Here is an 11,844-nt window from a genome sequence, read left to right as displayed (position 1 = left end):
GCCACCGCCACAAGGACCACTTTGCGCAGCTGCACAAGTCGGAAGCTCACCGAGGGAGAGCCGATCCGAACGGCATACCTGGTCGGGGCCGATGGTGGGCGCAGTGCCATCCGCAAGGCGTCCGACATCGACTTCGTCGGAGCGTAGGCGACCCGAAGCCACCCGATCGCCGAGGTCGAGGTGACCGAGCAGCAGGTCACCTCCGCCACCGAACCGACGCTGACAGATCTCGGCCGGATGGCCGCGAGACGGTCGCCGCTGACCGGTGGCCCTGGTCGGCGGGCTGCCGCCGACCAGGGCAGCCCGGACCCGACAACACCAGCGCTGCTTCACCACCCACGACATCCCCCGCCGTTCACAGTGCGTCGACGGCAGCGAGCGGCTCGAGCGTTCTCAGCGGATGAGCGGATGCCAAGAATCGATGAGCTGGCAGCTGGGGGCGAGCGAGCGGCGACGGGTTTACAGCCCATGCGTCAAAGTGGCAATGACCTGCAGCGGACGCCCGCTCGGGCAAGTTCTGTCCGCGGAATGTCCGTACGACTTCCTGCGGCCTCGCCCACATGGGGGAGCCGGATGTTGCCGAATCTCGATGCAATGGACGACATGACGCGTCGATGGGCAGCAACGGCGGGTACGTGGCTGCGTGGTCTATGGGATGGGTTTCGTGCGCGCTCGCGATGCTGGCTGTTGCCGTTCAGCGCGCTCCTGCTCGCGGTCGGTGCGGTCACGGTCGCGCCGAGCTGGTGGGGTGCGGTCGGGCGGACCGCGATCACGTGGGCGGGCCGGCACTGGCCGCCGGGGCTACTGCTCGGTGGCGGTGCCCTCGTCCTGGTCTGGTGGGCGATACGGACATTGCACCGGCGCCGGTGGCCGGAGTCGGTCCGGCGGGATCGGCGCGTGCCGACGATGGTCTGGTTGCCACTTTGGGCGCACGTCGGCGGTTTGCTGGTGCTGTCGGTCGCGATCGCGGTCGGGATGGGAGCGCTGCTGTGGTGGGCGCTGGGCCGTCCGAGGCTTGAGCCGTTGCCGACCGGGTTGGGTGCGCCAGCGTGGACGGTGGCTAACACGTTCGACGCGATGAAGATTGTGTTGTCGGTGGTGGCCGGGGTCGGCGCGGTGGTGGCGTTGACGGTCGCGTACCGCAAGCAGGATCAGGGCGAGGCGGCCGAGCATCGGGAAGACACGAAGCTGTACAACGAACGCTTTGGCAAAGCCGCTGATCAGCTCGGCTCGGACAGGGCCGCCGTCCGGCTCGCGGGTGTGTATGCGCTGGCCGGCCTTGCGGATGATTGGCGCGAGGGTCGGCAAACGTGCATCGACGTGCTGTGCGCCTACATCCGGATGCCGTGGCCGGAACTGCCGCCGCCGCAGGAACCGGCCGATACGGAATCATCGCAGCCCGAGGACGGCACGGTCGCCGCCTCGGTCGTGACCGGGCGGGAGATCGCTGAGGAACGGCAGGTGCGGCACACGATCATCCGCGTGATTCGTGACCATCTCCGACTCGGGAAGCGGAGCGATGTTGAGCGATGGCAGGGACACCAGTTCGACTTCACCGGCGCCGATTTCCACGAAGGCAATCTCAGCGGCATCGACATCGCCAACGGCACGACGCTCGACTTCGACGGCACGACGTTCTCCGGCGGCGCGGTCGACTTCCACGGCGCGACGTTCTCCGGCGGCACGGTCGACTTCCACGGCGCGACGTTCTCCGGCGGCACGGTCGACTTCCACGGCGCGACGTTCTCCGGCGGCACGGTCGACTTCCACAGCGCGACGTTCTCCGGCGGCACGGTCGACTTCCACGGCGCGACGTTCTCCGGCGGCACGGTCGACTTCCACGGCACGACGTTCTCCGGCGGCACGGTCGGCTTCCCGTACGCGACGTTCTCTGGCGGCACGGTCGACTTCCGGTACGCGAGGTTCTCGGGCGGCATGGTCAGCTTCTACGAGGTTATGTTCTCCGGCGGCACGGTCAACTTCGACGACGCGAAGTTCTCTGGCTGCGCCGTCGGCTTCCCGTACGCGTTGTTCTCTGGCGGCACGGTCAACTTCCACGGCGCGAAGTTCTCTGGCGGCACGGTCGACTTCGAGCTCGTTGACGGATGGTCAGTGCCGCCGATCGGGCTGCCCGCCGATAGCGCTGCGGTACGGCTAGGCTCTCAGAGCGGCAAGGCCGAGGAAGTCGCGAGCTAGTGCCCTGACCACAAACGTTCGCCGGGTTGGTTAGGCGGCCTTGGCTGCGGGGTGGCCCCAGCGGTGTTGTCGTTCGCTGCGGACGCGTGCGCGTTCGCGGCGTTGAGCGGTCAGGACGTCGGGGTGGCGGGCGTTGGCGTTGCGCCAGCGTAGGTATTGATGCAGGTGGCGACCGAGGGCGACGTGGTTTTGGTGGTCGGATCCGGCGATGACGAAGGTGCGCAGCGGGCCGAAGTGGGCCTCGATCGGGTTGGCCCAGGATGCGTAGGTCGGGGTGAAGCAGAGCTCGACCTTGTTCCGGGTCGCCCACTGCCGGATGGCGGCGCCTTTGTGCGCGGACAGATTGTCGAGGATGACGTAGATCGGGGCGCCGTCCGGCCGTTTCGCGCGGATCGATTTCAGGGCGGCGAGGGTGTTGGCCGCGGATTTCTGCTGGTGGATGACGCCGAACATGGTGTCGTCACCGACGGAGTAGCAGCCGTGGAACTGCCGGACGCCGTGCAGTTTGTGGTAGTTCGCAGGCAGCCGGTCCGGATGGTTTTTGCGCTGCCATCCGGACCCGGCCTGCGGTCGGATCGCCAGCGGCCCGAACTCGTCGAACGCGAACACCCGGTGCGGGAAGTGGTGCATGACGTGCTCGATGCGGGCCAGTTTCGCCTCACGTTGCGGGTCGTTCGACTCCTTCCACGTCTTCGTGCGCTGGAAGGTGATCTCGTGTTTGCGCAGGAGTTGCCGCAGTCGTTCGCGGCCCACCAGGACGCTCCGGTCGGGGTTGGTGGCCAGGTACTCGGCGAGTTTGCGGATACTCCAGCGGGTGAATGGGCGCCGGAGTTTGGTCGGGCGGGTGTTGGCCGTCGAGACGATGAACTGCTCGTCGTCAGGACTGATCTGGCGGGGACGGCCACCCGCCCACTGAGGGTCCAGGCTGGGCATTCCCATCTCGTTGAACCGGTGAATGACACCACGGACGGAGTCCTCGTCGGCTTGGACCAGCCGGGCGATGACCGGCACGCTGTTGCCGCCGGCGGAGGCCAGCACGACCATCGCCCGGCGCAGCCGGACCGCTGAACCGGTCCCGCGACGCACGAGGCGTTGCAGCTTCTGGCCTTCTGGATCGCTCAATCGGCGTACTCGAACGGGTTCTGCCACCTACACAGCCTTGACCGGCCCCGGGTCCACGCAGCGGACCCGGCCCGGTGTGTCACCCAACCCGGCCAACGTTTGTGGTCAGGGCACTAGCCGACGGATCTACAGTCCGCGCCCAAACCCACGACCTATCGGCTGTGGCGCAGCCTTCCGCAACGTCCACGCACGCCCCCTCGGCCGTCACCACGACTAGCGGAGCTGAGTAAACGTCGCTGCGTTCGACAACATGATTCCGTGCACGCACATCGGCATGTGCGTATGCCGGTCGAGTCGGCACTTCGTGACGCCGGGTAGCGCGCGGATCGCGGCAGTTGAGTAAGTCGGCGGTTGGCAACGCGATGCGTACGATCCGCGAGCAGCGGCGTCGACCCCTCGCCCTGCGCACGTTCGACTGCCTCAGCGAACCTGGAACGCGTGTCGCCGACCGCTGCCACTTCGACTGACCTCCGTCGCCGTGGACTCCCCCGAGAAAACGCCCAGCTCCCGGAGGCACTCGACCAGTACCAGATCTCCGCCGCTACGACGTCTGGTACGCCCACATCACCCTGGCCATGGCCGCCGCGTTCCTCATCGTCACCCGCACCACTGGGAACGCCACCAGCAAACACCCGGCGACAGCGACGAGGACGGCCTGATCCCGCTGACCGTCAACGAGATCAGGCGCCTACTCGCCGCGCTCGTCCTGACCATCCAGCACACCGCCGAACACGTACTGACCTGGCCGACCTTCCGCCGCGGCTGCCTCCAACGAGCCCGTAACTTCCACTACCGCATACGACTCAGCACGCTCGGAAGCTACGAACCGCCGCAACAGTATTAGAGGGCCGGCCCGCCGTATGGGTCGTGGCTGAGCTGCTGGATGCCGCCCTGCGGGGGCCCGCTGTACGGGCCGGGGAACCCGTCGGCCGGCGGCCTCGTGTGCAGCACCGCGGTCGGTGCGTCGCTCATGCCCGCTCCGGCCGGCGCCGTCAGCTGAGTCGCCGCGTGCGGAGCCGGCTTGTCCGGCGTGTTCCGGCGGCGGTTCACCATCAGGGCCAGTGCGCCCAGGCCGGCGGCGACCAGCAGGCCGCCCAGGATGAACGGCAGCGAACCGCTGCCCTCGTCGCTGACAGCTTCGAGGGCGGGGGGTGCCGCCGCGGCTACGCTGGTCTCCGGCTCGGGAGCCTCGTCCGCTGTCGCCGTTGCGGTGGGCGACGGCGGGGTCTTGGCGGGCGCGGCCACGGCGGCCAAGGTCAGCCGAACGCTCGCGGTGTCACCGGCGGAGCCCCGTACGGTCGTGCGGGTGGTGCGATAGCCGTCCAGGGCCGCGACGACCGTGATCCGGCCCTCGGCGATCGTCTTGCCGGCGCCCGACTTGATCGAGAACCGGCCGCTCCGGTCGCTCGTCGTACGGTATTCGTGCCCGGCGCTGTCCCGGACGGTCAGGGCCACGCCGCCGATCGCCTTGCCGCTGGTGTCGCCCACCTGGCCGGACACCCCGTCCACCTCGGACGATGGCTTGTCCGCACCGGGTTGCGGCGCGCCCGCGCCGGGTTGCGACGTGCCCGCGCCGGGTTGCGACGTGCCCGGGCCGTGAATGTAGACCATCTTGTAGTCGAAGCTGTTCTGCCCGCCGAGCCGTACGGCGACCGAGATGTTGAGACCGAGGGTCTCGCCCGCGTTCACCTGGGGCGCGACGACGGTGGCCTGGAAGTCCTGGCTCTGGCCGGGTTTGAGGTTCGGCTCCGCCCGGCAGCCCGTGGTGCATTGCAGGCCGCCACTGACCACCACGATGGCCGTTTCGGCCCCGCTCCCGTTGTTCGTGACGCGGAACTGAACGCGAACCTTGTCGCCGGGCTTCACGTTCTCCGCCGACACGCTCAGGATGCTGATGGGTGCCGGGGCGCCCGCCACGGGTGCCGCGGAAACCGCGAGCGTCCCCCCGGTCAGCGCGATCAATACGGCGGCCCGGGCCCATCGGGCACGTAAGCGCGTCGTCACTTCCTACCACCCTCTCCACGGGCAGGCGACATCGGCCGATGACGCCGCGGGACACTATGCCCTGTCGGGGATGGGTTGCGCGACTCGCGGGCCCCTACCCGGCCTCTCGCAGGGGGACCTCGCGCTGGGCGCTGCTTGATATGCAGCCTCGTGCCATCCTGGACGGCACGCTGATCCCGATCGACCGCGTCGCGGATCACAAGCCGTACTACTCGGGTAAGCACAAGCGCCATGGCGTGAACGTGCAGGTCGTCGCAGACGCGTTCGGCCGACTCGGGTGGGCATCGCCGGCGCTGCCGGGCTCAACCCACGACCTGACCGCCGCGCGCACCCATGACATCATCGACGCGCCAACCAACGCGGATGTGATGACGTTCGCCGACAAGGGCTACCAAGGCGCCCGGGGCAGCGTGCGCACCCCGTTCAAGCGGCACCGGCGCCACCCGAAACTGTCACGCAGGCAGAAGGCGGTCAACCGAGCACACGCCAGGATCCACGCCCGCGGCGAACGCGCCATCGTCACCCTCAAGACCTGGAAGATCCTCACCAAGCTGCGCTGTTGCCCACGCCGCGCGACCGCCATCGTGCAGGCCATCCTCGTCCTGCACCACGTCCAAGCCAACCGCTACACAGGATGAAAATTCAGAGATGAGGGCCTATCCGAGCGTCTCGACGTACTCAACTCGGCATGTCCGGACCCTCCGAGGGCTGCTGCTGGGCGATCACGCTCCGCAGCGCGCGGATCGCGGCAGATCCGTGCACCTGATCTCGGCGGGCAAGGTTCGTACGATGATCAGCTAGGCTGCGACACCGTGGGACATGCCTTCGCCCGGTTGGCCGGCTACGGAATAGCGCTGACACCGCACTGGCCGTACATGTTCGAGCGACACCAGGCCGGCTCGGCCGCCGTACGGGTCACTCGCTGGACTCCCTCCGGACCCGCACAGGTGGTAATCGATCCCCATCAACTCACCGACGGTGGAGACGTCGTGGACGTTGCAGTTGGGCCGAGCCATCCCTGCTGGTTCGTCGAGACGTCTGCCTTCCGTCTGCGCTGGCCCACTCAGTTCACCGTTGAGTCACCGCAGGACCAAGGCGACGGCACACCGTTCTACCTGCACGGCCCGGGCGAGGCGACCGTCTTCCCTCAAGGCCCGGTAGCGAAGGAACGACTGGTAGATCCGCACGCCCTTGTCGCCGCTGGGCAGACGGTTCTGGATCAGCGCGTGGCCGACGACGGCTCCAGATTGATCGAGTTGGGCTATCAGCACAACGAAGAGCCGTGGTGGCAGGGGCACTGGACGATCTCGTACGACTCGGACCGGGTCTTGGTCTTGACGGCTCAGGCGCTCTTGGCGCATTCGACACAAACTCGCGAAGCTGCGGAGGTTATCGCAGCGACTTTCGAACGCTGTCAGTAGAGGCCCTGGGCATCCGCTCTTCGACATGTGCGGACGTCGCCCGACTGACAACCGGAAGCACCAACGCTGACACCTTCGGGTCGGCCGAAGAGGTCACCACGACCGATGCGCTGGTCATGGCGTTTTGCAGGTGGGATCCGGGTCTCAGCTGACGGGACCAGCTACCGGTTCGGCATGGCGGGCAAGACGACCCCTGTCGGTGAATGGCACGTCTCCCTCTGTGACGCTAGGCGACCCGTGACCCCGGCAGACACGAGCCATCCTGGGAGCAGCGAGCCCTGACCACTTCGGCGTCCACTGGGAGGTCAATCGCTCCGGAGTGCGACATCGTTGCTGCTCAGCCGCTTGGCCGGGACACGGCCGCGTGAGCTCTTCGCAACGGTGACCACTTCGCCGGCCTGCACCCAATCTGCTCCCAACGCAAGGCGCGACCACCACACCGGGTCGTTACCGCCCTGACCTGCTCACACTCCCCCACCAGACGACATAGACAGCAGTTGACGTCCGTTCAAAGCCGTTGAGCACTGCTGTGTGAACCGGGACGCTGCACCGCCTCTGACCAGCTAAAACGTAGAACCGCAGGTCGGGCCAGTGCCGTTCACAGTAGTTCAACGCTGTTGAGTGCAGTTGCGCGGCGTTCAGTGCACCCTGCTGCTCCCCATCTGCTCCCCCGTGCCGGCAGATCTACGCGGTTGGCGTTCGGGATCACCGCTGTCTGGGCACCCGAGTCAGGGCAGATCGGGGTCCGGGTGCTCGGTCACGAATCGCGTGGCCGTTTCGTCGTCGATGAGCGAGTTGTCGGCGAGCCACTCAACTGCCCGACGCTGGGCGCGGGCGTCGCGGAAGGTGTGCCACACCGGCAGCAGGTGCGGATACTCCTCGTGCAGCTCGTCCTTGAACCGGCGGAAGGCGCCCTTGCCCTGGATGGCTCGCGCCAGTCCCCGCCCGGCTGCCTCGTCGCTGATCCTCTCGGCGAAGTCGGCCATGTCCTGGTACCAGACGTAGGACGGCAGCGGCTCGATACACACCAGATCCAAATCGTCGAGGTCAACCGGCGTCCGCCCATCGACGCCATCGTCCGCCGTCCAGAACACAATCGCGCCCGTCTGCGGGTTGATCAGCCATCGGTGCTCGTAGTCAGTCTGGTCCGCCAGCGCGGTGGCGATCTCCTCCAGGTCAAACCTGCTGAAATCAAGCATCGGGCCACGATAATCCTGCTCCCGGCAAAGCTTCGAACGAACGACCCCACACGCGCAGCCCAGAGTAAGCAGGGTCGCGCTCTTCGTCGCATGACCTGTGACGACGGCACGTCAACCGCGGACGGCGGCCGAAAAGTGATTTGCTCCGGCTCGGCGGCAGGCCGACGATCGAGGACTTCCTCGCACGGGAGACTGCACGGATGGCAGCTACCGGACTCCCCGAACTCGACGTGGCCCGCGTCCGCCGTTGGTGCGACCAGCGCGTCCCTGAACGTGCCCGCGACCAGGTACGCATTGAATGCGAGGAGGCGGCTCGGCACGTCACCGTCGTCGAATGCCGAGCGCCGTGGCGTGCCCACATCGGGCCGGAGTGGACGAGGCTCCCCCTCGCACGCATGAGGTACACCAAGAGCAACGGCACGTGGGCCCTGTACTACCGAGACCGCAACCTGCGCTTCCACCGATACGACCTCGCCCCGCCCACCACGAACATCAACTACCTGCTCAACGAACTTGACCAGGACCCTACGGGCATCTTCTGGGGTTGACACCTGGCCTAACCGCGCGACCAGCGGCTACTTATCTACTGGTGGTACGACCGCAACCCGGCCAGGCTTGGTCGAGGTGATCGGCAGGGTCGCTCTCTCAGCGGCTGCCCACCGCTGTTTGGCTCACAGTTGCGTTGTGGGATCGACGGACGCGTTGAACCTGGGTCGGGTCCGAGGTCAGATCGCCGGGGCGAGGCCGGCGAACGGGTTGGCCGGGCCGCACAAAACTCATCGGGCCGAACCGGGTTTCCGAGCGCTACAAGGTGCACGTCGTGGCAGACCCACTCGGATGCGGCCAGCTTCGAGGAGGGCTTGAACCTCCGAGCACGCGGAGGCGATCGTGGCCCAATCGCCGTGATCTGATCAGCGGATCGTGAAACCGCCGTCCACCACCAGGTCGGCACCGTTGATCATGTCGGCGGCGTCGGAGGCGAGGAATACGGCCGTCGCGGCGATCTCCTCCGGGAAGGCGAACCGTCCGGTGGGAATCTCGGCCTTGTGCGCGTCGCCCTTGGGCCCCGCCCAGGCCTTGCGGCCGAGGTCGGTGAGCACCACGGTCGGGCTGATGGTGTTGGCGGTGACGCCCCGGCCGGCCCACTCCGACGCGAGCACCTTGGTGAGGCCGACCAGCCCGAACTTGGACGCGCAGTAGGCGGCGTGCTCCAGCAGCGCGACACTGGCGGCCTGCGAGGCCAGGTTGATCACCTTGCCGCGCCCCTGCCCGAGCATGACCCGGCCAACGGCCTGGGAGAGCAGGAACGCACCGGTGAGGTTGACGGCGAGCGTCGTGTTCCACGAGGACAGGCTCAGCTCCTCAGCCGGCGCCAGCAGTGCCACGCCGGCGCTGTTCACCAAGATGTCGATTTGCCCGTACCGCTCCGCGATCTGGGCCACCACGTCCGCGACCGACGCCTCGTCGGTGACGTCGCACTTGAAGGCCGCGCTACTGGCGCCCAGCTTGGCGACGCGCTCGTCGTCGGACGGAACGGCGAGATCGAGAACGACAACGGACGCGCCCTTGGCGGCGTACGCCTCGGCAATGGCCGCGCCGATGCCGGAGGCGCCGCCGGTGATGACCGCGACCTTGCCATCGAGGCCGAAATTCAGATCAACCCTGGTCACGACGTCACTCCTTCGGCTGTACTGCGGACTCGTAGTCGTTGATGGCGGCAACCTTGGCGGCGGAGGCCGACTGGGGGTCGAACCGGTAGTCCAGCCATTCCTTGGCAAGGCGGCGCGCGAGCTCCAGGCCGACCACGCGCTCGCCGAAGCACAGGACCTGTGCGTCGTTGCTCAGCACGGAGCGCTCGACCGAGTAGCTGTCGTGCGCGGTCACGGCCCGGATGCCGGAGATCTTGTTGGCGCTGATCGCAACGCCGAGGCCCGTGCCGCAGATGAGTAGGGCCCGGTCGGCCTTGCCCTCGGTGATGAGGTGGGCGGCCGCGACGGCGATGTGCGGGTAGTAGGTGTGCTCGTCGAGGTCGATGCCGACGTCGATCACCTCGCTGACCCGGTCGTCGGCCTTGAGGTCCCGGCTCAGGGCCTCCTTGTACCGGACTCCCGCGTCGTCGCTGCCGACGACGATACGGAGCTTGGTCTCTGCCACTGACTGTCCTTTCATCGTGAGTTGACGCGAGTGTCGGCCAGCACACCGCCGACCACCCGCAGGCACAGGGCCATCGACACGGCGCCGGCGTCGGGCGTACCGACGCTCTTCTCGGCCAGCGGCCGGGCCCGGCCCACCTGGGGGCGCAGTTGCGCCGTGGCCTGTGCGGCCTCCTCCGACGCCTGGGCGGCGCCAGTCCACGCTGCAGTCAGCGGCTCGCCGGCCGCGGCGGACGCGGCCAGGCTGTCGGCGAACGGCAGCAGAGCGTCCAACATCGTCTTGTCGCCGGGTTTCGCGCCGCCGAGGGCGGTCAGGGCGCCGTAGCTCGCGCGGACACCCTCGACGACGGCGGTCGCGTCCGGCTTCCCGTCGCCGATCCGGCTTCCGAGCGCGGCCAGCGCCGCGCCCCACAGAACGCCGGAGGTGCCGCCGGCCCGGGCCGCCCAGGCCTCGCCGGCGGCGACCAGGACACGACCCGGCCCGTTCCCGGCGGCCTGCGACTTTCGCGCCGCGTCCACGGCGGCGGCCGTTCCACGTACCATCCCTCGGCCGTGGTCGCCGTCGCCGGCGACGGCGTCGATCCGGCCGAGCTCCTCCTCTTTGTCCGCGACTGCGGCCGCCATCGCGGACAGGGCCGCGACGACGATGTCGGCCGCGGCGCGGGTGGCGTCATCGGCGACACCCTGCGCGATGGTGCCCTGCTCGGCCTCGGTCACCGTCCGTCGATCGCGCACGGAATCCGGCGACAAGACACCTTTGCGGTACGCCGGAGTGTCGGCGGGTGCGTGCCAGAGCCGCTCCAACTCCTCGTCGAGGTACACGACGGTGAGCGAGCACCCGGCCATGTCGAGGCTGGTGACGAGCTCGCCGACCTCGGGGTCCACGATGGTGTAACCGGCGTCGCGGAGCAGCCGGGCGACAGTGCGCCAGAGCACGAAGAGTTCCTCGTACTTGGTGGCGCCCAGGCCGTTGAGGATCACGCCGATCCGGCGGCTCTGCTCCTGCGGCGCCTCGGCGAGCACCCCGTCGACGAGCTGGCGGGCCAGGTCGGCGGCGGACGGTAGGGCGGCGTCCTCGATGCCGGGCTCGCCGTGGATGCCGAGCCCCACGCCCATGGTGCCGTCCGCGACGTCGAACAGCGGCGTCGCCGCGCCCGGCAGCGTGCAGCCGGCGAACGCGACCCCGAGAGTGCGGGTGCGGTCGTTCGCGAGCCGGGCCACGCGCTCGACACCGTCGAGGTCGTATCCCGCCTCGGCGGCGGCTCCGGCCACCTTGAAAACCACGAAGTCGCCGGCGATGCCGCGCCGGCGTTCGATCTCGGTGGCCGGCGCGCTGGCGATGTCGTCGGTGACGAAGACGACGCGGGTATCGACGCCCTCCTGCTGGAGCTTCTGCTGGGCGAGCGTGAAGTTCATGACGTCGCCCGCGTAGTTGCCCGTGCTGAAGAGCAGGCCGCCGGTGTTCGCCGCGGCCCGGCCGACGGTGTACGCCTCCTGGGCCGACGGCGACGTGAAGATGTTGCCGACGACGGCGCCGTCCGCGAAGCCGGGCCCGACGACGCCGCAGAAGGCAGGGTAGTGGCCGGAGCCTCCGCCGACCACCACGGCGACCTTCCCGGCCGGCGTCTCCGTCGCGCGGACCACGCCTCCGGGCACTCCGACCACGCGGTCGGCGTGGGCGTCGAGGAAGCCCGCCAGCATGTCGTCGCTGAAGCGGTCAGGATCGTCGTACAACTTCGTCATGATCAC

The 11,844-nt window shown here is 68.4% G+C and carries 9 protein-coding genes and 2 pseudogenes; 5 read left to right on the top strand and 6 right to left on the bottom strand.

The genetic code is table 11. The features are described 5' to 3' along the window. Positions 1 to 573: 573 nt before the first annotated feature. The gene (locus BUS84_RS36410) at positions 574 to 2,196 is read left to right on the top strand and encodes a pentapeptide repeat-containing protein (protein ID WP_159450952.1); all 1,623 of its coding nucleotides are present in this window, start codon (positions 574 to 576) and stop codon (positions 2,194 to 2,196) included. Between the two features lie 30 nt (positions 2,197 to 2,226). Here the strand turns inward: BUS84_RS36410 and BUS84_RS01765 are convergent, their stop codons facing one another. Then, a complete protein-coding gene (locus BUS84_RS01765; RefSeq protein WP_074308194.1) occupies positions 2,227 to 3,345 on the bottom strand; it encodes an IS630 family transposase in 1,119 nt (372 codons plus the stop codon). Positions 3,346 to 3,831: 486 nt separating this feature from the next. Here BUS84_RS01765 and BUS84_RS41045 point away from each other — a divergent pair. Then, positions 3,832 to 3,977, top strand: a pseudogene (locus BUS84_RS41045) (IS701 family transposase); the annotation flags it as partial. Positions 3,978 to 4,158: 181 nt separating this feature from the next. On the opposite strand, the gene BUS84_RS01760 reads toward BUS84_RS41045, so the two are convergent. Then, positions 4,159 to 5,199: a carboxypeptidase-like regulatory domain-containing protein gene (locus BUS84_RS01760; RefSeq protein ID WP_244298321.1), complete on the bottom strand. Its 1,041-nt coding sequence runs from the start codon at positions 5,197 to 5,199 to the stop codon at positions 4,159 to 4,161. A 278-nt stretch (positions 5,200 to 5,477) separates the two neighbouring features. Here BUS84_RS01760 and BUS84_RS01755 point away from each other — a divergent pair. Next, positions 5,478 to 5,960 (top strand): annotated as a pseudogene (locus BUS84_RS01755) (transposase family protein); the annotation flags it as partial. Positions 5,961 to 6,134: 174 nt separating this feature from the next. After that, positions 6,135 to 6,743, top strand: coding sequence for a hypothetical protein (locus BUS84_RS01750; protein ID WP_143728151.1), 609 nt, complete (start codon positions 6,135 to 6,137; stop codon positions 6,741 to 6,743). Between the two features lie 728 nt (positions 6,744 to 7,471). On the opposite strand, the gene BUS84_RS01745 is transcribed toward BUS84_RS01750, so the two are convergent. Further along, positions 7,472 to 7,942, bottom strand: a complete 471-nt coding sequence (locus BUS84_RS01745; RefSeq protein ID WP_074308188.1) for a UPF0158 family protein — start codon at positions 7,940 to 7,942, stop codon at positions 7,472 to 7,474. Between the two features lie 200 nt (positions 7,943 to 8,142). Here BUS84_RS01745 and BUS84_RS41425 point away from each other — a divergent pair, with 200 nt between their 5' ends. Next, complete coding sequence (locus tag BUS84_RS41425; protein ID WP_074311898.1) at positions 8,143 to 8,490, top strand: DUF3024 domain-containing protein; 348 nt, start codon at positions 8,143 to 8,145, stop codon at positions 8,488 to 8,490. A gap of 363 nt (positions 8,491 to 8,853) precedes the next feature. On the opposite strand, the gene BUS84_RS01735 is transcribed toward BUS84_RS41425, so the two are convergent. From BUS84_RS01735 to BUS84_RS01725, 3 genes are read right to left on the bottom strand one after another with little or no spacing between them, the layout of a single operon-like run. Next, entirely contained in the window at positions 8,854 to 9,612 is a 759-nt protein-coding gene (locus BUS84_RS01735) for a GolD/DthD family dehydrogenase (RefSeq protein ID WP_084757035.1), read from the bottom strand. A 4-nt stretch (positions 9,613 to 9,616) separates the two neighbouring features. Beyond that, entirely contained in the window at positions 9,617 to 10,096 is a 480-nt protein-coding gene (locus BUS84_RS01730; protein ID WP_244298320.1) for a ribose-5-phosphate isomerase, read from the bottom strand. Between the two features lie 11 nt (positions 10,097 to 10,107). Further along, positions 10,108 to 11,838, bottom strand: a complete 1,731-nt coding sequence (locus BUS84_RS01725) for a dihydroxyacetone kinase family protein (protein ID WP_074311896.1) — start codon at positions 11,836 to 11,838, stop codon at positions 10,108 to 10,110. Positions 11,839 to 11,844: the final 6 nt, after the last annotated feature.

It is taken from the genome of Micromonospora cremea, assembly GCF_900143515.1.
Taxonomy (GTDB): domain Bacteria; phylum Actinomycetota; class Actinomycetes; order Mycobacteriales; family Micromonosporaceae; genus Micromonospora; species Micromonospora cremea.
Note: the sequence above shows the minus strand (reverse complement) of the source record. Positions and strands in the feature narration are given on the sequence as shown.

Bases quoted from the DNA above. Each gene is read 5' to 3' on its own strand.
- BUS84_RS36410 (WP_159450952.1), top strand. From the start codon at position 574: ATGTTGCCGAATCTCGATGCAATGGACGACATGACGCGTCGATGGGCA.
- BUS84_RS01725 (WP_074311896.1), bottom strand. From the start codon at position 11,838: ATGACGAAGTTGTACGACGATCCTGACCGCTTCAGCGACGACATGCTG.
- BUS84_RS01745 (WP_074308188.1), bottom strand. From the start codon at position 7,942: ATGCTTGATTTCAGCAGGTTTGACCTGGAGGAGATCGCCACCGCGCTG.
- BUS84_RS41425 (WP_074311898.1), top strand. From the start codon at position 8,143: ATGGCAGCTACCGGACTCCCCGAACTCGACGTGGCCCGCGTCCGCCGT.